At 62.4% G+C, this 21,830-nt stretch carries 18 protein-coding genes; 12 read left to right on the plus strand and 6 right to left on the minus strand.

Annotated elements, in window-relative coordinates:
* Positions 1-196: 196 nt before the first annotated feature.
* Together LAN61_02355 and LAN61_02360 are read right to left on the minus strand one after the other, a co-directional pair.
* Positions 197-787 (minus strand): carboxymuconolactone decarboxylase family protein, encoded by a 591-nt coding sequence (locus LAN61_02355; protein MBZ5539340.1) that lies wholly within the window; start codon positions 785-787, stop codon positions 197-199.
* A 53-nt stretch (positions 788-840) separates the two neighbouring features.
* The gene (locus LAN61_02360; GenBank protein ID MBZ5539341.1) at positions 841-2,070 is read right to left on the minus strand and encodes an FAD-binding oxidoreductase; all 1,230 of its coding nucleotides are present in this window, start codon (positions 2,068-2,070) and stop codon (positions 841-843) included.
* A gap of 179 nt (positions 2,071-2,249) precedes the next feature.
* Here LAN61_02360 and LAN61_02365 point away from each other — a divergent pair, with 179 nt between their 5' ends.
* Together LAN61_02365 and LAN61_02370 are read left to right on the plus strand one after the other, a co-directional pair.
* Entirely contained in the window at positions 2,250-3,038 is a 789-nt protein-coding gene (locus LAN61_02365) for an SDR family oxidoreductase (GenBank protein MBZ5539342.1), read from the plus strand.
* A 7-nt stretch (positions 3,039-3,045) separates the two neighbouring features.
* Positions 3,046-3,558, plus strand: a complete 513-nt coding sequence (locus tag LAN61_02370) for a flavin reductase family protein (protein ID MBZ5539343.1) — start codon at positions 3,046-3,048, stop codon at positions 3,556-3,558.
* A 112-nt stretch (positions 3,559-3,670) separates the two neighbouring features.
* Here the strand turns inward: LAN61_02370 and LAN61_02375 are convergent, their stop codons facing one another.
* Both LAN61_02375 and LAN61_02380 read right to left on the minus strand, forming a co-directional pair.
* Complete coding sequence (locus LAN61_02375) at positions 3,671-4,771, minus strand: hydrolase (GenBank protein ID MBZ5539344.1); 1,101 nt, start codon at positions 4,769-4,771, stop codon at positions 3,671-3,673.
* 227 nt (positions 4,772-4,998) lie between these two features.
* On the minus strand, positions 4,999-6,480 hold the full coding sequence (locus LAN61_02380; protein ID MBZ5539345.1) for an aldehyde dehydrogenase family protein: 1,482 nt from the start codon (positions 6,478-6,480) through the stop codon (positions 4,999-5,001).
* 171 nt (positions 6,481-6,651) lie between these two features.
* Here LAN61_02380 and LAN61_02385 point away from each other — a divergent pair, with 171 nt between their 5' ends.
* The 6 genes from LAN61_02385 to LAN61_02410 all read left to right on the plus strand — a co-directional run bounded on the left by LAN61_02385 (position 6,652) and on the right by LAN61_02410 (position 15,099).
* Positions 6,652-9,801 carry a TonB-dependent receptor gene (locus LAN61_02385; protein ID MBZ5539346.1) on the plus strand — a complete coding sequence of 1,050 codons (3,150 nt, stop codon included), beginning with the start codon at positions 6,652-6,654 and terminating at the stop codon, positions 9,799-9,801.
* Between the two features lie 89 nt (positions 9,802-9,890).
* A complete protein-coding gene (locus tag LAN61_02390; protein MBZ5539347.1) occupies positions 9,891-10,958 on the plus strand; it encodes a hydrolase in 1,068 nt (355 codons plus the stop codon).
* 36 nt (positions 10,959-10,994) lie between these two features.
* Complete coding sequence (locus tag LAN61_02395; GenBank protein MBZ5539348.1) at positions 10,995-11,675, plus strand: cysteine hydrolase; 681 nt, start codon at positions 10,995-10,997, stop codon at positions 11,673-11,675.
* Positions 11,676-11,973: 298 nt separating this feature from the next.
* Positions 11,974-13,317: a lysine 2,3-aminomutase gene (locus LAN61_02400; GenBank protein ID MBZ5539349.1), complete on the plus strand. Its 1,344-nt coding sequence runs from the start codon at positions 11,974-11,976 to the stop codon at positions 13,315-13,317.
* A 135-nt stretch (positions 13,318-13,452) separates the two neighbouring features.
* Entirely contained in the window at positions 13,453-14,028 is a 576-nt protein-coding gene (locus LAN61_02405) for a hypothetical protein (protein MBZ5539350.1), read from the plus strand.
* A 294-nt stretch (positions 14,029-14,322) separates the two neighbouring features.
* Positions 14,323-15,099, plus strand: a complete 777-nt coding sequence (locus tag LAN61_02410) for an energy transducer TonB (protein MBZ5539351.1) — start codon at positions 14,323-14,325, stop codon at positions 15,097-15,099.
* 113 nt (positions 15,100-15,212) lie between these two features.
* Here LAN61_02410 and glnD read toward each other — a convergent pair whose 3' ends face one another.
* Together glnD and LAN61_02420 are read right to left on the minus strand one after the other, a co-directional pair.
* The gene (gene glnD, locus LAN61_02415) at positions 15,213-17,804 is read right to left on the minus strand and encodes a [protein-PII] uridylyltransferase (GenBank protein MBZ5539352.1); all 2,592 of its coding nucleotides are present in this window, start codon (positions 17,802-17,804) and stop codon (positions 15,213-15,215) included.
* A gap of 42 nt (positions 17,805-17,846) precedes the next feature.
* Positions 17,847-18,185, minus strand: coding sequence for a P-II family nitrogen regulator (locus tag LAN61_02420; GenBank protein MBZ5539353.1), 339 nt, complete (start codon positions 18,183-18,185; stop codon positions 17,847-17,849).
* Positions 18,186-18,469: 284 nt separating this feature from the next.
* Between LAN61_02420 and LAN61_02425 the strand changes: the two genes are divergently transcribed.
* The 4 genes from LAN61_02425 to LAN61_02440 all read left to right on the plus strand — a co-directional run bounded on the left by LAN61_02425 (position 18,470) and on the right by LAN61_02440 (position 21,824).
* Positions 18,470-19,717 (plus strand): porin, encoded by a 1,248-nt coding sequence (locus LAN61_02425; protein ID MBZ5539354.1) that lies wholly within the window; start codon positions 18,470-18,472, stop codon positions 19,715-19,717.
* Positions 19,718-19,787: 70 nt separating this feature from the next.
* Positions 19,788-19,964, plus strand: a complete 177-nt coding sequence (locus LAN61_02430) for a hypothetical protein (protein MBZ5539355.1) — start codon at positions 19,788-19,790, stop codon at positions 19,962-19,964.
* Between the two features lie 11 nt (positions 19,965-19,975).
* Complete coding sequence (locus LAN61_02435; protein MBZ5539356.1) at positions 19,976-20,158, plus strand: hypothetical protein; 183 nt, start codon at positions 19,976-19,978, stop codon at positions 20,156-20,158.
* 7 nt (positions 20,159-20,165) lie between these two features.
* Positions 20,166-21,824, plus strand: coding sequence for an ammonium transporter (locus LAN61_02440; GenBank protein MBZ5539357.1), 1,659 nt, complete (start codon positions 20,166-20,168; stop codon positions 21,822-21,824).
* Positions 21,825-21,830: the final 6 nt, after the last annotated feature.

Raw genomic sequence — 21,830 nt, forward strand, 5'->3', positions numbered from 1 at the left:
CGTCTAACCGGGTGGAACCGGCAGACCGCTGGGCAGTGCCATGGACCATTTGCCCTGCTCGTGTGCTGGCCCGCAAGTTCTCGAGAGTACTTTGCGATTGCTTCAGGGGCTAAGCCCCTTTGTTTTCAGCCGTTCCTGCCGGGGCTGTCGCCTTAACCCACACCCTGGAATTGCGCCGAACTTTTGGGACGCAACACTAGGATCCTACGCGGGGACTCTTCTCACCGAAAGCCAGATGGCGCCAAAGATCACGGTAGTCGTAATCCGTGCGCACAGCGAGATTGAGGCGGTTGTAGGAGGCGAAATCGCTGACGAGGTGGACGAGTTGCACGATGCCCTTGTCGGTCAGGCCGATGCGGCGGAGGCCGGCGATGTCCTCTTCGGTGATGTTCGCGGGCGTGGCGTTCACTTTCAGAGCGAAAGTGACGATGCACTTCTGCCGCGGATCGGAGAGCGCGTTTTCCATCTCCATGACGAACCTCTTGACCTGATCTTCCCCGGTATTCAGACCGTAGTTCAGGATCGTGCAGAACGCCGCGGTGCAGTAGGGACATCCGTTGGCCTTGGAAACGGCAATCCCCACGTACTGGATTTCATCCAGCGTCAGTTCGCCCAGCTGCCAGAGTACCTTGGTGGCTCCCAACTTGGCCTTGAAGAACTCCGGGAAGTTCATCTCGACATAGAAGTGATTCGGGACCGCCCCTTCCATTTGCGTGACCCAGTCAAAAATCTCGCGGACAACGGGATCATCGACCATTTCGGGCTTTACGATCTTTACGAAAGCCATGGTGTACCTCCCGCGGCGTCCAGGTGATCTTGAAATTGCCTCCGTGGGACGGGCTAATTGCCCGCCTGCAGGCGCTTGATCAGCTTTTCGGCCTCCGCCGCGTCAAACCACCAGGGGTTGTAGGCGGGCGGGTTGTTGAAGCCGTTGGAAATGAGGCTGGCCAGCTTGGGAATCTGCGAAGCCGCACCCATCAACTGCAGCACCTGGGGCGGCGGAGGGGTTAGCAGCGAGTTCGTCCACTTGGCCACCCACTGCGCATAGCTGTAGAAGGTCTCGAAGGTCTGCTGCATCCAGCCGGCATCGAACGGTTTGCCGCCGCGTTCCAGAATGCAGTCCATATAGACTTTTGCGCACTTGCACGCCGTGTTCGCGCCCTGCCCGGTGATCGGATCGTTGAGCACCACGACGTCGCCCATGCCCAGGATGGTTTTCCCGGAGGGCAGTTTGCAGACCGGCTTGCGGATGGTGGGCGCGAATCTGCCCGCGACAATGCCGTTATCGTCGGTAAGTTCGATCTCCTGGCAGCGCTCCGCTTCCCAAGGCAGAAACTTAGCCAGGATCTCCTTGCTGCGTTGGAGATGCTGCTGCGGCGTCTTTACATCCTGCCAGCAATCCATGGGGCCACCGGGGACTCCCTCGAAGACCATGATCTCGCACGGCCCGTTGACGGTCAGCGCCGGGAAGACGAAATATTCGCCGACGCCGGGGATGAGGCTGAAGGCCACGGCGGTGAAAGGCTTGCGGGGCACCATCTTCTTGACATAGGTCAGCGCCAGGGCACGCATGGGCTGATCGAAGGTGGAGCGTGCGGCGTCGCGTGTGAAGAGTTGGTTGATCTCCCCTTTGCCGGCGGCCACAATCACGAGCTCGTGGCTCTTGGCATACTCCTCGAGGTCCTGAGCGCTGGCTTCCTTGTAGATGACCTGACCGCCGCGCTTGGCAAACTCTTCGAGCCAGCCGGCAAACTTGACGCGTTGGTCGATGGACTGGCCGAAATGGTCCAGCTTCGCCTCCCAGAACAAGGCGCGGCCGCCGTCCGGCCCGGGAATGGAAAAGCCGATCCCCTCGGTCTTCGGGCACTCCTTTTCCCAAAAGTTGATGCCCAGATCCCGTTCGATCTGCAGAGAACTGTCAAACATGAACTGGCTGGAGCTGACGCGGCCGGCGCGGAGCTGCTGGGAAGTGCGGCTGGAGACGACGGTGATGGCATAACCCTTCTGCTGGAGACCCAGAGCCAACTGCAAGCCCGACTGTCCCGCGCCGACGATGGCGATCTTCCTCATGGAATGCTCCTTTTTTCTTAGCGGCCGCTTTCCGCCGATTCCGCGCGCTTCCCCTGCATTTCCTTGTTGCTGCCCAGCGGGCGCACCGCCCGTTCTTTGCAGCGGGGCCATATGATAGTATCTGCGCCGGAAAAAACAAACTCTGGAATAGGCCGGAGAATTCACAGGGGGAGGCCGTCATGGAAGGTCTGAAAGGGAAGGTCGCCATCGTCACGGGCGGCGGAACGATGATTGGCGCCCACGTGGTCCGGGCCTTTCATCGGGAAGGAACGAAAGTGGTTGTGGCGGATATTGACGCGGCGGGCGGCCAGGCCATTGCCGGCGAACTCTCTGAAGGTGTGCGCTTCATCCGGACGGATCTGGGCGACGACAAGCAGATCGCCGCTTGTGTCGAGCAGACCGTCGCGGCGTTCGGCGGTATCGATTTCCTGGTCAACGTGGCCTGCGTCTACGTGGATGGCGGCCTGAGCGCCTCGCGGCAGGATTGGCTGGACAGCTACAACATCAACGTCGTCGGCGGGGTGATGATGCTGAAGGCCGTGCGCCCGCACATGGTCCAGCGGGGCGGCGGCGCGGTGGTGAACTTCGGCAGCATCAGCGCGAAGGTGGCGCAGCATGGCCGCTGGCTCTACCCGGTCAGCAAAGCGGCGACGCTGCAGTTGACGCGCAACGAGGCCATGGATCTGGCCGGGGACAAGATCCGCGTCAACTCCGTCTCTCCTGGCTGGACCTGGTCGAAGGTCATTGCCGAGCTGAGCAAGAACAATCGCGCGAAGGCCGACAGCGTGGGCGCTCCCTTTCATCTGCTGGGGCGCATCGGTAACCCGGAAGAGGTAGCGCAGGCCGTTGTTTTCCTCTGTTCCAGCCATGCCTCGTTCATCACCGGGACGGATCTTGCCGTGGACGGCGGCTACACCGCCATGGGCCCGGAACGCGCCGAAGAGGCGATTCCCAAGCTGGCGGAATAGAGAAGATATGAAGAGCACTTCAGCCGAGGACTTTGACCCGAAGGATTACCGCCGCACGCTCGGGCAGTTCGCCACGGGCGTCACCGTGGTCACCACCCGGGGCCAGGACGGCCGCTTCATCGGCCTGACCGTCAATTCCTTTACTTCCGTTTCGCTCCAGCCGCCGCTGGTCCTCTGGTGTCTCGTCCGGCAATCGCCGAGCCTGGCAGCCTTTCAAGGGGCCAGCCACTTCGCGATCAATATTCTGGCGGCCGGGCAGCACGGCTTGTCCCGGCAGTTTGCTTCGCAGGTTCCCGACCGGTTTGCAGGGGTTGAGCTGGAGGAGGGGAAGGCCGGTGTGCCGCGCTTGAAGGGCGTCGCGGCCCAGTTGGTTTGCCGGAACGCGGGGCAATTCGACGGCGGCGATCACATCATTTTTCTGGGGCAGGTGGAGGAATACCTCCGGTCCGAGGAAAAACCTCTGCTGTTCCACTCCGGGCGCTATCGCAGCGTGACGCCGCATCCCGATTTCCCGGAATGAGGCGCGCCATTCCGCTGTCCGGGAAGCGGCCAGCCGCCACGGCTGCCGCTTTCTGGCCCCCGCAAGAATTCAGCAATGCTCGAACGCGGCTACGATCTCCGGGCCCGCCCGCTCAGTCGGCCGGAACCTCTTCGGTTTTCGGCTGGGCTTTTGTCTTGGTTGGGCGCCGGTAGATTCCCCTCTCCACCATCTCTGCCAGCACGCGGTGCCGTATGGCGTCGTGATCCGCATGCCCGCCGGGATGCTTCTTCAGGCCGAGGTTTTTCGGGTACAAGGGTTTTTCGTAGATGCAGCGGAACTGTTCGGTGCGCAGATCGCGGAGCCAGTTCCCCCACAGCGAGCGCGTGCGGTATTGCCGCAGCGCCTCGATATCGATGATCGCTCCGGCGTAGGAAGGCCCCGCGCCGTACTCGTGCTGCGAAAGCACCCGGCCCTGATAGTCCACGATCATGGATTTGCCGCCGAAAGTATCCAGTGCGTCTTTCGAATCCTGCATGAGGTAGTAGTTGGCGGGGTTCGGCGCCACCACGTAGCAGGTATTGTCCAGGGCGCGGGCGCGGTTCTGCACCTCCCAGAGGCCGTTGGCGACATAGGGTTCGGGATACGCGGGCCGGTAAAGGACTTCGGCGCCGTTCATGGCCATGCCGCGGGCCGTTTCCGGGAAGGATCCGTCCATGCAGATCACGCAGCCGATCCGCCCGATCTCCGTATCGGCCACGGGAAAGAAGGAATCGAGGCCGTCGCCGTAGAGTTCGACCCACTTGTCCCACACGTCGTGGGGCACGGTCGAGTGCTCGCGGGCGAAGACCTGGAGCTTGTGGTATTTATAAATCACCTCGCCGGTCGGCGCGATGATGAAAGCGCCGTTGAAGAACTTCCTGGGAAACTCGGGATGCTTGATCTTGGCCTGGGCGATGATGAAAGCGTTGTGCTGCTTGGCTTTGCGCCCCAGCATCTCCGTCTCTGGGCCGGGGATGTCCAGGGCCATCTCCTCCACGTATTTTTCGTGATCCCAGTCGAAGACCTCGTCGGTGAAACCCTGCAGGCAGCCTTCCGGAATACAGATCAGGCGCACGGGCAGGTCAATGGAACTGAGCCAGATGGAAGCGTCGATCAGGTCCGAAATATGCCGGATGTTGACCTCGACTTCCGAGCGCTTGGTGCAGCCACGCATGGTGGGCTGGAGCGCAAGAGCCATATATTGCTCGATCATGACAATCCTCCTTGGCGGGTCTACAGCATGTGCTGAAACCGGGACGTCGGTGAGTGCGCCTTCCGAGGCGCGCCGGGATGCGCCGGATGAAGAGTATTCAACACCCGAACGCATGCCCCGTCAAGAAGTTGACCGCTTGGCGGTCACAGTAATAATGACGGGCCGCCTGAGGCACACTGCGCGGGCCCTGGGACGCTCCGTTCCGGAGGTTGTCCACGCCAGAACCTTTACGAGCCGGAAGCTTCGGCCACTTCAAATGGGTAGTGCCGGTGCGTGCGCTGCACGGAGATCCACTTCAGAGTGGTGAACTCCTCCAGCGCCCAGCGGCCATTGAGCCGTCCGATGCCCGAAGCTTTTTCGCCTCCAAAGGCAATGGTGGGTTCGTCGCTGATGGTGCCGTCGTTGACGTGGATCATGCCGGAGTCGATCTCTTTGGCCAGCTCCGCGCCGTGCTCCAGGTTGCGCGTATGAATGGCCCCGCTCAACCCGTACGGGCTGTTGTTGGCCACGGCGATGGCTTCTTCTTCGGTATCGAAGGGCATGACGCACACGGCCGGGCCGAATAGCTCATTCTGCGCGACGTACATCTCGGGCTTCACATCGGCAAAGATCGTCGGGGACACCAGGTTGCCTTCCGCTTTGCCGCGCAGTACCGGCTTGGCGCCTTCGTCCACGCCCTTCTGGATCTGCCGGGCGAGGGTATCGGCCTGGGCCTTGTTCATCAGCGGGCCAATATCGGTCTGCGGATCTCGCGGATCGCCCACTTTGAGCCCGGAAACCCGCTGCACATATTTCTCCAGGAATTGCTTGTACAGGCTGCGATGCACCAGGATGCGGTTGGCGGACATGCAGATCTGCCCCTGGTGCGTGAAGCGGCTAAAGACCGCGGCATTGAGGGCATAGTCCAGATCGGCATCCGCAAGAATGATGAAGGCGCTGTTGCCGCCCAGCTCCAGAATCGCTTTCTTCAGGCAGCGGCCGGCGGATTCTCCGATGCGCCGGCCGACGCCTTCCGAGCCGGTGAAGGAGATGACGCGGGGAATGGGGTGCTCGACGAAGTTGTTTCCGATTTCCGCGATGTCTGCGATGACCACGTTCAACAGGCCCTTGGGGATGCCCGCCGCTTCGAAGATCCGGGCAACGAGCGTGCCGCCGGTGATGGCCGTATCATCGTGCGGCTTGAGAACCACGCCATTGCCCGCGCCCAGCGCCGGGGCCACCGAACGCATGCTCAGGAAGAAGGGGAAGTTGAACGGGCTGATAACCCCCACGACCCCGACCGGGATGCGGTAGAGCCTGTTTTCCTTGCCTTCGACTGTGGAGGGCAGGATCTCGCCGGTCATGCGCAGGGGGAAGGTGGCGGATTCCTTGATGATGTTTTTCACCAGGCCGATTTCAAAAAAGGCCTTGAGGCGCGTGCCGCCGAGTTCCTCGATAATCATGTCGGTGATGTCGCCTTCGTTCTGCTCCACGAAGGTGATCGCCTTCTCGAGGATGGCGCGTTTCTCGAAGGGATTGACCGCCGCCCAGACCTTCTGTGCCGCCGCTGCCGCGCGATAGGCCGCATCGAGATCCGCCAGGCTCGCCAGCTTGAACTCGGTAATGGGCTTCCCGTTGTAGGGATTCCTGTCCGTCAGCGTCTTCTGGCTCGCGCCGTCGCGCCATACTCCGCCGATGTACTGCTTATTGAGTGCCGCAAACTGGTTCATGGCCGTCCTCCGGACTTTCGAAAGGTATCGCGAAACTATACAGAATCCGCTTTGAACTTCCAGTAGTTTTCCGCCCCCCGCCGCGCAGGTCCGGGAGGAAAGACTATTGTTGACGCAACACGTGCCGAGTGCTAGTCTCCGTCAAATTTCAACTTCCGGATGGGGGGGAACGTGCGACGCATATCCTTGGGATTGCTTGGGGTTACGATTCTCTTGCTGTTGGTTTCCGCCAATAGCGTGTCTGCGCAGCAGTTCGCGACTTTGAATGTGACGGTGAACGACCAGTCGGGCGGGGCCGTCCCCAACGCCAACTTGACACTGAAGAACACCGCCACGGGTGTCGAACGCACCGCGGTCACGGGGGAGGGCGGACTTGCCGTCATCCCCAGCGTCCCGGCAGGGAGCTATGCCCTGACGGCGACGCATGCCGGGTTTGCGGCGCACACGGTCACAGTTCAGCTTGCCGTCGGTCAGATCGCCTCGGTGACCATCTCCCTGGGAGTTTCCGCGAAGGCGGAGACCGTCGAGGTGACGGAGACCGCGCAGGCCGTGGACCCCGAGAAGGCGGAAGTCAGCCAGGTGATTGACACGCCGAAGATCAAGGACCTGCCGATTTCCGGGCGCGACTTCATCGACTTCGTTCTGCTCACGCCTTCGGTGAGTATCGGGCGCAGCACGGCCGTGGGGGCGCAATCGCCGTTTACGGAGACGGTGCTGAAGCTGAGTTTCGCGGGAGTGCGTGAGAGCCACACGTCCTTTTATTCCTTGGACGGGATCGACTACAACACCAGCATTTCCGGCGTGCAGCGCATCAGCCCCTCGCAGGACTGGGTGCAGGAATTCCGCGTCGTGGACAGCCCTTTCACCGGGGACAACGGCCGCAACCTGGGTTCCGTGGTCAATACGGTCACCAAGTCGGGCACCAATGACGTGCACGGCACGCTCTACGAGTTTTTCCGCAACAACAAGATGGATGCCAAGAACCTGCTCTCCGCCCCGGGTTTCGACACGCTGCGCTTCAACCAGTTCGGCGGCACGGTGGGCGGGCCGATTCGGAAGGACAAGCTGTTCCTCTTCGGCGGCTACGAAGGGCAGCGCCGGGCGGATTCACCCATCTATTCCTCCTTGATCCTGGGCTGCACCGACAACCCAGGATGCTTCGGCCCCGGCAGTCTGAGCATCAACCAGGTGAAACAACTTCTCGGATTGCAGCCCGAGGTGCTGAACTCCTTTCTGAGCATCGATGACTACGACAAGATGATCTTGAAAAGCAACGCCATCGTGAGCAGCAAGACGTTTCTCAACCTGACCTACCTGTTCAACGATTCGCGCAAGCAGAATGTGCGCGGCGCGGCGCCGGGCGAAGGCATGCCTTCTTCCTATCGGGACAACCCCGTGCGCGACCAGACCGCCTACGGCAGCCTGGTCCACCTGTTTTCTCAGGCGCTCACCTCCGAGACGCTTTTCCAGTACGGACGCCGGAAGTTCGACCTGATCCCCAAGGGGGCCGGTCTGGAACCCGCCATTGCCGTTCCGGACATGCTGTCCTCGGGCGGCTTCGTCGGCAGCGTCCGGGCGTATACGGAACAGCGCATTCAGGCGGCCGAGAACCTGACCTATGTGCGCGGGAACCATACCTTCAAGTTTGGCGGCGACATCGAGCCGGTCTGGATCGATACCCAGGTCACCTTGTTCAGCCCGGGGGTGGGCATCTTTTCTCCAGGTTGCTTCTTTGGTGGCCCCTCCGGGTGCGCCGGCGCTCCGCAAGGCGTATTTTCCCCGGGCACGGCGCTGGCTTTCCTCTTCCTCGAGCCTCGCGAACTCTTCGGCCAGCAGATCCCGCAGCGGACACTGCCTTTCTCCACGGGCCTGTACGCCGGCCCTTCGCAGCAGGCCTTCGATGACGCGACCTCTCTAAACTTCGAACACACCCTGTGGTCGATGTATGCCCAGGACCTTTGGAAGGCGCGGCCCAACCTCACCGTTACCCTCGGCCTGCATTACGACGTGGATACCTTTCCGTCCGCGGCGGACGTGAAAATCCAGGGCAAGTTCCATCCCACCAACTATGGCAATATCCAGCCGCGCGCGAGCCTGGCGTATTCCTTCCACAACGGTAAGGGCGTGGTGCGTGCCGGCGCGGGCCTGTTCAACTCGCCGTTTGTCTTCAGTGACGTTTTGGTGAGCTGGATCGGCGCCTCGGAATTCACCTACATGAACCAGCCGCTGTTGTCGGAGTTCAGTGATCCCACCAACCAGTTGATTGGCTTTGGGGCCTCCGGTGCAGTGGGTGCTCCCGGGCCGGTGTTTGGCGGCATCGGGTTCAGCAATTTTACCCACTTCGGCATTTATCCGGATCCGACAGAGAGTCCGGTGTTGCAGTTCCCCTTGGGGTACGCCAAACGCGAATTCAAGAATCCCATCGCCACGCAGGCCAGCCTGGAAATTGAACACCAGGTTGGCAAGGACTTCGTCGTCTCGTTGGGATACCAGTGGATGCACGCCACGCGCCTGCCGGTCTACTACAGCATCAACGGGACGCCGGTAACCAATGGTGCGGGGGTGGAGCAGTGCAATCCGGCTATCACCAGCGGCTGCTCGCCGTACTTTACGCCCACCGATCCCAACTTCGGGTTTGCGCTGTACGTCAAACCCGGAGGATTCTCGATTTACAATGCGGGCACCGTCAGCGTGCGCAAATCCTTCTCGCACCACTATGACTTCCTGGCCAATTACACCTACTCGAAGTCCATTGATATCTCGACAACCGTCAACCTGCCCAACGTGCCGGTAAATTTCGTCCATCCGAGCCTGGACCGGGCCGTCGGGGACAACAACATCCCGCACCGGCTCACCCTGGCGCTGCTTGGGGAGACCCCGGACACCTGGAATGTCGTGCTGCGCCATTTCAAGGCCTCGGTGCTCACCAACCTGCAGAGCGCGCGGCGCTATAGCATCGTTGCCGGCTTCGATACCAACGGCGACCTTTTCCCCTTCCCCGACCGCGTGGGGGTTATCGGCCGGAATACGTATAAAGGGGACCCCAGCCACACGGTGGATCTGCGCATCCAGCGCGTGATTCCCGTCAACGAACGCGTCAATGTGGAGCTCAGCGCGGAGATCTTCAACCTGCTCAACCGTGCCAACGTGCTGGAAATCGACCACGCCTATGGGCTGCCGGATTTCGTGACCGCGGTTCCCCAGCAGTACAAGGACGGCATTGCTCCCCCGCTGTCTTCGGGTGGCAATCCCTCGTTCGGGTCGCCGAAATTTGCCGGCCCGGCGCGGCAAGTCCAATTGTCGCTGCGCTTGAATTTCTAGCGGCTTCCGGAACACTGCAGCAGAACCCGCGCAAGGCCGGCGCATCCGTTTCCGCTGCGCCGGCCGCGCGCGAATCAGCAGGAAAATCCATGATCAAGCCCTATACCGCCGTCGGTCTTGTGCCCACCATCCGCGGGATCCGCTCCCGCAAGGACATCAAGATCAATCTGGACCATCTGAAGCATCTGGTGAAGGCCGCCAACTGGCTCTCCGCCATGGATCTGCCGGTGCGGCTGATGGCCATCCCCGAGGGCGCTTTGCAAGCCTTCAATGACGAAGTGCTCGACATGGACCATGTGCAGTACGCGCGGAAATGCGCCATCGATATTCCGGGCGAGGAGACGGAAGAAATCGGCAAGATCGCTCGCGAATGGGACTGTTTCATCATGGCCCAGGCCAAGGCGCGCCACCCGGACTGGAAAGACCGTTTCTTCAATGTGGGCTTCATTCTCAATCCCAAGGGAGAAGTGATTCTGAAGCATTACAAGGTGTCCCCGCTGTATCCGGTGGAGCATTCCGTCTGCCCGCATGACATTTACGATTGGTGGATCGAGAAGTACGGACGCAACCTGGACGCCTTCTGGCCGGTCGTGGACACCGAGATTGGCCGGATGGGCATCATGATGGCCAACGAAGGATCGTATCCCGAAAATGCGCGGGCCCTGGCGATGAATGGCGCGGAAATCGTTTACCGGGCCTCCTACCCGCATCCCGGCAGCGGCAACGACTTCTTCGAGATCCAGAGCGCGGCCCGCGCGCTGGACAATAATATGTACATTATGGCGCCCAATCTGGGGACCTATTTCCTTTTCCCCGAGGACACCACGCCCATTGATACTTTTGGCGGACGCTCTTATATCTTCAATTACAAGGGCCAGAAGGTCGGCAAGCTCGAGTACAGCGGCGGATCGAGTTACGTCGCCGGCGTGATCGATGTGGAAGCCCTGCGCGACCACCGCGCCCGCGCGCAATGGGACAACTGGATGAAGGACATCCGCTCCGAGCTCTATCAGATCGTCTATGAAAAGCCCATCTATCCCAAGAACCTCTATTTGAACCGCGTCCCGATGAAACACGCTGAATACCGGGAGAAAGTCATCAAACGCCAGATCGCTCTGATGCACGAACGCGGCATCTGGAAGAAGCCGGAACGCTGAGCCTGTTTTCTTGCCGCCAGCCATTGGAGGTTGCCGATGCCCCACCAAGACCGTGCATCCCGGAAAAAATTTTTCACGGTGGACCCCCGGCGTTGCGCCCTACTCGTCATCGACATGCAGAACGCCTTTGTGGCCGAGGGCGAGCCGTTCGAAACGCCGCCGGCGCGCGCGATGGTTCCGCGCCTCGAGCGTCTGATCCGGTTTTGCCGCGAACGCGAGATGCCCATCGTCTGGACCCAGTCGGATCACCGGCCGCCCTATGGCGGCCTGATGCTGCAGAAGTTTCCCGTCATCGGCGAGCAGCGCGTCCTGTGGCAGGGCGAGCCGAGCTTTGAGATGTATCCCCACATGCTCCAGCCGCAGGAAGCGGTCTCCGAGTACCGGCTGGTCAAGCATAAGTTCGACGCTTTTTTCGAAACCGGCCTGGACGCCATTCTGCGCTATCACCACACGGATACCGTAATCATCACCGGAACCGCCACCAACGTCTGCTGCGAATCCACGGCCCGTGCTGCGTTCATGCGTGACTACTATGTGGCATTTCCCAGCGATGCCAATGCGTCATTCGATCCGGCCATGCACGAGGCCACACTGAAGAACATCGACTTATTCTTTGGCAGAGTGATGACCACTGAGGAGCTTCTGGCGGAAATGGAAGCGGCGATTGCGGAGACCTCCACGGCGGCGCAGCGCCGCACTCGGAAGCCGCGGCCCTGAGCCCTGCAGGGGCCCTGGGAGCGTCCGCCCGGCCGCATGCGCGAGATGTGAAAAACTGTTGGCTGATCTCGTAGCCCGGGCGAGCCCCCTCACGTCTACCAATTTTCCCCGCGCAACGGACCGTCCTCCGATTCCGGCCGCAGCGGGCCGGCGGCGCCCCGGCGCACCCGAAAGCGGCGGAAAATTGATAGAATGGATGTGGCTGTAGTCCCCCGCGTTAGAACCAGAAGGAGTTCCGTTCATGTCTACGTCTACGACCACCAAAGCGGCGCGGCCCGTCTGGAAACCTACGACCCGGGTGGGTGTAGGCGGACAGCCGTTCAAGTATCCGCTGGAGCGCGCGTTTGTGGAGCCGGACTGGCGGCGTTTTCCGGGCTGGAAGGACGTGACGCGGGAGCAGTGGGAGACGGCCTTGTGGCAACGGCAGCACACGGTCAAGAACCTCAAAGAACTGAAGGAAGTGATGGGCGCCCTGCTCCCCGAGGACCTCGCGGCCAATGTCGAGCGGGACATGCGCGAGCGCGCCACTATGTCCATGCTCATTCCGCCGCAGATGATCAACACCATGAATGAGCGGGACCTGTGGAACGATCCGGTGCGCCACTACATGCTCCCGGCGTTCGACGACCGCCATCCGGAGTGGCCCAGCCATCCGCACGCCAGCCGCGACAGCCTGCATGAATCCGACATGTGGGCGGTGGAGGGGCTGACGCACCGCTACCCGACCAAGGTGCTGGCGGAGATGGTTTCCACCTGCCCGCAGTACTGCGGGCACTGCACGCGCATGGACCTGGTGGGCAACGATGTGCCGCAGGTGACCAAGCTGCGCTTCCAGATTCCGCAGAAAGAGCGCTTCGAACAGATGCTCGATTATCTGCGGCGCACGCCACAGGTTCGCGACGTGGTGGTTTCCGGCGGGGACATCGGCAACCTGCCCATCCAGCAGCTCGAGCCGTTCGTCAGCGCCTTGCTGGACATCGAAAACATCCGCGACATCCGCTTCGCCTCCAAGGGGCTGATCGGCATCCCGCAGCATTTCCTGCAGGACGAGGTGCTGCACGGCTACGAGCGTCTGGCCAGGAAGGCGCGGGAGCGCGGCGTCAGCCTGGCGTTTCACACCCACGCCAACCATGCCGCGCAGGTCACGCCCCTGGTGGCGCGGGCTTCGCGCAAGCTGCTGGAGCTGGGCTTCCGCGACGTGCGCAACCAGGGCGTGCTGCTGCGCGGCGTCAACGCTTCCTCCCGGGAACTGCTCGAGTTGTGCTTCACGCTTCTCGATCATGCCTCGATCATTCCCTACTACTTCTACATGTGTGACATGATCCCCAACGCCGAGCACTGGCGCGTGGCGGTCTACGAAGCGCAGCAGTTGCAGCACGACATCATGGGCTATCTGCCGGGCTTCGCCACCCCGCGCATCGTCTGCGACGTGCCCTTTGTGGGCAAGCGCTGGGTGCACCAGGTGCGCCAGTACGACCGCGACAAGGGCGTTACCTACTGGACCAAGAACTACAAGACCGGCATCGAGGCCCAGGATCCCGAAGCGCTGACCCGCCAGTACGAATACTACGATCCCATCTACACACTGCCCGAGGCCGGACAGGAATGGTGGCGCCTGCAGCACGAGCATACGGCCAGCTGATCGCCGCCAAGGATTACGACCGCCCGGAAGGCCCCCGCGCGCGCCTTCTGCCCCGCGCGGCGCGCAGTTGCTTCAAAAGAAACACCCTGTAGACAGCTGTGTGGAATGTGCCGCAGGCGTGATAGCGTTTAGTTTATGCAACCCTTTTCTACACAAGTTGCCGAGCGCAGCAATCAGCGCCGCAGCCAGCGCGTGCTGCTGAGCCTCCCCGTGGAGGTCACCGCGCAGCAGGGGGTGGAGAAGAAACCCGTCTCGGAAAAGACCCGCACGATGGTGGTGAATGCGCACGGCGCGCTGGTGCAACTAAATCTGAAAGTGGAAATTGGGCAGCAGCTTACCGTGAAAAATCTGAAGACCAGCGAAGAGGCCCATTGCCGCGTGGTCTTCGTGAATCATGCGCAGCTGAGCAATGTGGAGGTGGGCCTCGAGTTCCTCAAGCCGGCGCCTCTTTTCTGGCGCATTGCCTTTCCCCCGGCGGATTGGACGCCGCGCAGCCCCGACGCCAAGGGCTCCGCATCCAAAGGCGGGGCAGCCCCAGCGCACCAGCGCCCCGTCGCGGCTCCCAGTGCGAAACCCGCGCCAGCTGCCGCTCCGGGTGCAAAACCAGCGACAACGCCGGCGCCGGCTTCCCCTGCCAAACCAAATCCGGCGCCAGTCCCAAAGCCCGCTTCGCCCCTGATCTCAACTCCGAACCCTGGGCTGAAAAAGTAAAGCCAATTACGCCGAGCACTCGCCGCGGAGTGGGGCATAATTCGCATCCCGGACGGAAAATTGCGCCAGGTGCCCCAGGCGAAGAGATCTCCCGCTTCGTTTATGCAACTAAACTCCGTATATAGAATAGGTTAAGTTGCATCTTTCGCTCCTGCTGGTGGCAATCAGAATGCCATAACTATCGCAGAGGCGATTTCCATGGCCCGGGCACCCTTGTTGGAGCCCCCAGTCTTGGGGGTGCGTGTTAGAACTGTTGCTCCGGCAGTCCTTCTTCCTGTACCGATACCGAGACCCGTGCAAGCCACGCGTCCGCGCGTCGAGGCTAATTTCTCGAAATCACTCATCGAGATGAACCGCGTGCCGGCAGGCTCGCGCGCCCTGCAACTCGCCGTTTCCATCGTGGTGCATGTGCTGGTCATCGGCGTGCCCCTGCTGCTTTCGCTGTGGTACACGGACACGCTCAATCTGCGCGCGTACACGGCGACGCTGCTGGTCGGCCCGCCACCTCCACCACCTCCGCCGCCGGCCGCCGCCGCAGTCGTCCGCACGGCGCCGCGCCGCGTCTTCACCAGCGAAGGCAAACTCCTGGCGCCCAGGTTTATTCCCAAACAGGTAGCGGTGCTCAAGGAAGCGCCGCTCCCGGATGTTTCCGGGCTGGAGGGCATCTCGGGCGGCGTTCCCGGCGGCGTGCCGGGCGGGCAGATGGGCGGAGTGCTCGGGGGAGTACTCGGCGGCATCTTGAGCAGCAAGGCGGTTGCGCCGCCGCTCGCGGCAAAGGCCAAGGCTCCGGTGCGCATTGGAGGCCGGGTGCGGCCGCCGCGCGCGCTGCTGAAGGCCGCACCCGACTATCCTGCTCTGGCCCAGAGCGCGCGTATCCAGGGCGACGTGGTGATCGACGCGACGATCGATTCGCAGGGGAATGTGATAGACGCGAGGGTTGTCAGCGGCCACCCGTTGCTCTACGACGCGGCGCTGAATGCCGTGCGCACGTGGAAATACGAGCCGACGTACCTGAATGACGAGCCCGTGCCCATTCAGATGAATGTAATCGTATCGTTCCGGATGCACTGACGCCGGCACAAAGCTCCTCACACCCCCATGTGAGGGAGACCCCGCCTCCGCAAAGCCCTTCGAGGGGACATTGGGCCAGCGGAGACGGGGTCTCTGTTTATTTCCGCTGGGAATCAGGCCAAAGCTTCCGTCAGCGCTTCGCACAGCGCGTCCTGCATTTCCGGGCGGAGCTTTTTTCCCTGTGCGGTGAGGTAGAAGACGTCGATGGCCTTCTGGCCCTCGGTGTCGATGAGCGCGACTTCGATGTTGCACGCGAGACGCGCCAGGGCGGAGCCGATGGCGTAGAGCAGGCCAGGGCGGTCCTGGGTGATCAGCTCGAGCAGGGTGCTCTGTTCCGAGGAGGCGTCGTCGAAGCGGATGGTGGTGCTCACGGCCACCTTCGGCGGGCGGGCGCGGCCCATGCCTAGGCGGCTTTTCAGCAGCGGCTCGAGTGCGGTCTTGCCGCTGAGGATGTCCGCCAAGCTGCGCCGGAATCGTTCTTTCTCGCCCGGGTTCAGCTCCAGGGTGCGGTGCAGATCCTCGAAGTGGAAGGTGTCCAGGGCGATCCCCGCGGCGTTGGCAAAGGCGTCGGCCTTCACGATGTTCATTCCCCAGCCCGCGAGGGCGCCGGCGATGTTCGCGAACAGCCCCGGACGGTCGGGCGTCAGCACGGTAAGCGAGAAGGCGTGCGGCACGGCTTTCAGTTCCGCCTGCACGGGCTCTTCGGAGAGGCGCCGGTAGAGCTCGAAATGCGCGGCCACTTCCGCCGGAGAGTGCACGGCGAGATAGCGCCGGGGGAAGCCTTCAAGGAACCACTCGAGGTCCTCGATCTTGGCTCCGGCAATGCGCCGCGCTTCGTCGAGGAACGGCGTCTCGTGCGCGATGTGCAGACGGTCGCGGTCCACGCTGCGGCTGAGGTGATTGGCGGTGGCCGCGAAGAGCTGCCAGAGCATTTCGGCTTTCCACGGCGTGAGCGCTTCGGGATTCACCGCCTGGATGTCGGCATAGGTGAGCAGGCAGAGCCGGGTGAGGCGCTCCGGGGTCTCCACCGTGCGGGCGAAGGCGGCCACGGTGCCGGGATCGAAAATATCGCGGCGCAGCAGCGTGGCGGACATGTCCAGGTGGTGCTCGATCAGGAAGTGGACCTCGTCCTTTTCCTGGGCGTCGAGGCCCAGGCGCGCCGCCGCGCTCTGCAGCGCTTCGAGGCTTCCAGCCACGTGGTTTTCCGTGGGCATGCCCTTGCCGATGTCGTGCAGAAGCATGGCGAAAATGAGCAGGTCGCGGCGCTCGAGCGATTTCCAGAGATCGCAGAAATGCCGGGCGCGCTCGTCCTGCGGCTCGGCCAAGTCCTGCAGGTGTTCGATGGTGCGCAGGGAGTGCTCGTCCACGGTGTAGCGGTGATAGAAGTCGCGGACCACCAGCGCGTCGATGGCCCGGAACTCGGGGAGCATGTCCGCGAGCAGGCCGATACGGTGCATGGGCCGCAGGGCTGCGGCGGGATGCGGCGTGTCGAGGATTTCGCGCCAGGGCGGCCGGAACCCGGCAGCGTCTTGCTGCGCCGCGGCGGTGCGCCGCCACAGCTCGCCGAGAATGCGCTCGGCTCCGAGCGTGGGTGGGCAGCCGCTGCGCGCCGCTGCGCTCAGAAAGGCGAAAACATCGCTGCGGCTGCGCAGGGCGCCCGGAGCGGCCAGTTCCAGGCGGCCGTCTTCGACGAAGAAAGGGCCACGCTCGCCGCGGGCCAGAAAAGGGAAGCGCCGCCCCCAGAAGGAGCGCCGCTTCGGCGCCTGCTCGATCTTCGGCAGCAACTCGCGGTTGAGCGTGCGCGCGTGCTGGAAATAGAGGCGCATCCATTCCGCGGGATCGCGCGGTACGCCGTCGGCGGCGCCCAGAGCGCGGCGCGCGGCAGTCTCCTGCAGCTCGTAGGTAAGGCCGTTGTCGTTGCGGCCGTTGGCGTAGTGGAGAAAGCAGCGCACGGCGCTGAGGAATTCCAGGGCCTGGGCGGGCGGCGGTTCGAGTGGTGCGGGCGGGCGGGGCTCCGCGCCGGCTTTTTTCGCCAGGGCATCGAGCCAGGCGGCGGCGTGGTGGTCGCGCAGGCCCCCGGGTGCGTCCTTTACGTTGGGCTCGAGATGAAAGATAGTGTCGCCGTAGCGCGCGTGGCGCTCGCGGGTCAGGCGCACGATCTCTGTCGTGAGAAAGCCGCGGGCCCGGCGCTCGGCTTCGCGCAGGATGCGCGTATCCAGGCAGTCGTAGAGTTCGCGGTCCCCGGCGAGGAAGCGGCGGTCGAGAAGCGCCAGGTGGAATTCGGCGTTGTCCTCCTCGAGACGCTTGCACTCCTCGACGGTGCGGCCGGCGGAGCTGACGCGGAAGCCGAGGTCCCAGAGCGTGCGCGAGAGCTCGCCCACCAGCGGCTTGAACTCCTTTTCGGCCGGCGCGTCTTCGAAAAGAAACAGCACGTCGAGATCGGAGTAGGGAAAGAGCATGCGGCGGCCGTAGCCGCCGAGAGCCAGCAAGGAAAAACGCCGTGGGGTGGCGGGGCGCAGCGCGTTCCAGACGCGCAGCAGCGTCTCGTCGGCGAAATCGCAGAGGGCGCACAGGGTGCGCGTGCCGGAGCCTTGCGCCTCGAAGGCCTGGCGAATGACTGCGCGGCGCTCTTCGCAGGCGCCGGTCAGCGAGGTAACCAGGGTCTGCGCCGCAGTTGGGGGAAGATGCGTGCTGCGCTCCATCATCGTTGGGCCGTGCGAGGGCCAGCGCGCCGTCCCGCGAAAAACTTACAGCGCGCTATCGCCGCGTTCCTCATTCCGGATGCGGATGGCGTCTTCGGTGCCCGACAAGAATATCTTACCGTCGCCGATCTTGCCTGTCTTGGCGGTTTTGAGAATGGTCTCCACGGCCTGCTCCACGAGCGCGTCCGGCAGGACCATCTCCAGCTTGATCTTGGGCACCAGGTCCACGGTATATTCGCGGCCGCGGTAGACCTCGGTGTGGCCCTTCTGCCGGCCGTGGCCGCGCACTTCGATCACCGTCATGCCTTCCACGCCGATTTCGCGCAGCGCGTCCTTCACCGATTCAAACCGCGACGGCTGAATAATCGCTTCGATCTTCTTCATGCAATCCCCCTCGATTTGTTCTTCCCTGCGTTTTCCCGGGCTGGCACAACCGCGGCGCGCGTGCAGCGGCCGCGCACGGGCGTATCATGCACGCGCTTGCGCTCCGGGCCAACTCCATAATTTTCATCTCTCCGATTGAAATTTGTAAGCCTGCCGTGAATTTTTCATTTCTCCGATTGAAAATTTCTGTTGGCGTTTTGAAATCACGGTCTGTACAGTCCGCCCTCAAGCGAGATTCTCGAGCGTTGCTCGCCATGTCTAGTCGAAGGAGATCCAGAGTGCGAATGTCCCGAGCGTGTCTGTTCTTATGTCTTTTCGGTTTGACGCTGGCCTCGTCAGCCAGGGGCCAGGCGGCTGCCGCCCCGGTGGACCAGGCTTCCCCCGCCAGTGCTCCGGCAAGTCCGGCCCCGGCAGCAAGCCCGGCTCCGCAGGCAACTCCTTCGGCGCAGGAGCCGGCTTCCGCTCCGGCTTCGTCGCCCGCCTGGTCGGCCGGGCCCATCGACTTCAGCGGCCTGATTGACGGCTATTACAGCTTCAACTTCAACCATCCCGCTTCGCAATTCAATCAACTCTACAACTTCGACGTGCGCGCCAACCAGTTCAGCCTGAACATGGCCAAACTGTCCCTCTCCCACACCGCCGACCCCGTGGGCTTTCAGGTGGATTTCGGCTTTGGGCGGGCCTTTGACATGATCTCCACCAATGAGAAGGCCCCGGAGATCTTCCGCTATATCGAGCAGGCCTATTTGAGCTGGAAGCCGGCGAAGGCCAAGGGCTTCCAGGTGGATTTCGGGAAATTCGTGACCAGCGACGGCGCCGAGGTTATCGAAACCAACAGCAACTGGAACTACTCGCGCTCGCTGCTCTTCGCCTGGGCCATTCCCTACTACCACTTCGGCCTGCGCACCTCTTTTCCCGTGGGCAAGCACTTCACCGGCGGGGTGATGGTGGTCAACGGCTGGAACAACGTCGAGGACAACAACACGGGCAAGACCCTGATGTTCACCGGAACGTACACTGCGAAAAAATTCACGTGGATCAACAATTTCCACACCGGACCGGAAAAGCCCAACACCAATAAGGGCTGGCGCAATCTCTACGACACCACGCTCTTGCTTACGCCCACGCCCAAGTGGAACGCCTACCTCAATTTCGACTACGGCTCGGACAAGAACATCGGCCCGGGATCGCAAGTGTGGTACGGAGCCGCGGTCGCGGTGCACTACCAGGCTACCGGCAAAGTGTCCTTCACCCCGCGCGTCGAGTGGTTCAACGACCGCGACGGCTTTGCCACTGGTACCGGCATCCAGCAGCAACTCAAGGAGGTCACCTTCACCGGCGAATACAAGCTGCCGGAAGGTTTGCTGGCCCGCCTCGAATACCGCCATGACTGGTCCAATCAGCCCTTCTTCCAGCGCGGCGCTTCGGTGAGTGAGCTGGGCGGAGCGACGTATATGGGGCCGGTCGGGACTTCCAAGAGCCAGGACACGCTGACGCTGGGCGTGGTCGCGTTCTTCGGGCCCAAGCGCTAGCTCGGGCGCAGGGGGAAACGATGTCGTACGAGATTTGGAAAAAATTCGCAAGTAAAAGAGGAGGAACTCCATGGGAGCAAATCCCACGCAGGCCGTAGCAGTCACGGCCTTCTTGCTGGCCTTCACGGCGCTGTCCGCCGCCATCTTCAAGGGGAGCGTCGTGCTCTACCTGACGACGGCGGTGCTCTTGGCGATCTCCATCAGTGCCTTTCGTAAATGCAAACCGCTGGAACACGCGGAGAATTGAGGACATCGAACATGATTCTCGTCGGAATTCTCGTGACGCTTCTCGGCTTTGTCATCGCTGTGCTCAGCCTGACCATGCACTCCGTGGGAGTTCAGCTGGCGGTTATTCTATTCGGGCTGGCCGTCAGCCTGTTCGGCATCATGGGCGTGCTCAACCGGGTCTATCTCAAAAATGCCATTTGGAAGAAGGGGTGAGGAGAGGATGAAAACGACAACAAAGAAACTGCTCCTGGTCACCATCGTGGCGCTGTGTCTCGGGCCGTTGGGTTTTGCCCAGGCACCGCCCGCTGCCCCGGCAGCCGCGGCACCGGCGGCCGCGGCGGCGCCGGTTCCCAAGCCGATTACCGACGCCGACCTCGCGAACGCGCCCGTGCCTTCCGCGGACGCCCGCGCCAAAGGCGATCCGGACGGCTCGCTCACCGGCACGGCCAGCGATGTCACCGTCACCGACGCCAAGAAGGGCATTAGCATTGGCGATCTCGCGAATCAGGCCGGGCAGAACAAAATCGCCATCAATTTCATGTGGACGCTGGTCACCGGTTTCCTGGTCATGTTCATGCAAGCCGGCTTTGCCATCGTCGAGACCGGCCTGTGTCGCGCCAAGAACGCCAACCACACCATGATGATGAACTTTATGGTGTACGGCGTCGGGATGTTCGCCTACTGGCTCATCGGCTTCGCCATCCAGATGGGCGGCGTGGGCGCGGTCGCCAACCTCGGTGGTACCCCTCCCTTGAACGCGGAATACGCCATCAATCTTTTCGGCAAGCCCTTCGGCTTGTTCGGGCAGCATGGCCTGTTCCTGATGCACAAGGGCACGTATGACGTTTCCGTGATGGTGCTCTTCCTCTTCCAGATGGTGTTCATGGATACCGCACTGACCATCGTCACCGGCTCCGCCGCGGAACGCTGGAAATACGCGGCCTTCATCATCTCTTCCTTCCTCATGGGGGCGTTCACCTATCCCCTCTTTGCCAACTGGGCCTGGGGCGGCGGCTGGCTCGCCACTCTCGGCGCCAATTTCAATCTCGGCAAGGGCTACTGCGACTTCGCCGGCTCGGGTGTGGTCCACGCGGTCGGCGGCATCACCGCCCTGGCTCTCTCGATGCTCATCGGCCCGCGCATCGGCAAGTACGACCGCACGGGCAAGCCGAACGCCATTCTCGGTCACGACATCGTTCTGGTCCTGACCGGCTGCTTCATCCTGGCCTTCGGCTGGTTCGGCTTCAATCCAGGCTCCACGCTCGGCGCTTCCGGCAACGGCTCGCTGCGCATCGGCTCGGTCGCGGTGAATACCATGCTCGCGGGCATGGCCGGAGGCTTCGGCGCCATGTTCTACATGTGGACGCGCTATGGCAAGCCCGACGCTTCGATGAGCGGCAACGGTCTGCTCGCCGGACTCGTGGCCATCACTGCTCCCTCGGGCTTCGTCAATCCGGTGGGCTCGGTGATCATTGGCCTCGTCGCCGGTGTCCTCGTCTGTCTTTCCGTCGAGTTCGTGGACCGCGTGCTGAAAGTGGACGATCCCGTCGGCGCCATCTCCGTGCACGGCACCAACGGCCTCTGGGGCGTGATCTCCGTCGGCCTCTTCGCCGACGGCAAGAGCAACTACGGCGGCTCCTGGAACGGCGTGAGCGGTTCCGTCACCGGCCTGTTCTACGGCGACAACGGCGGCCAGCTCGTGGCGCAGTTGATCGGCGTCGTCACTCTGCTTGGCTTCATCTTCACGCTCAGCTTCGTCCTCAACCTCCTCGTGGATTGGATCGTCGGTCAGCGCGTGGCTGCCAAAGCCGAGCTCGAAGGCCTGGATCTCCCGGAAATGGGCGCTCTCGGCTATCCCGAGTTCGAGTTGAAGTCCTGATCGTAA

The organism is Terriglobia bacterium (genome assembly GCA_020072785.1).
GTDB lineage: Bacteria > Acidobacteriota > Terriglobia > Acidiferrales > UBA7541 > Acidiferrum.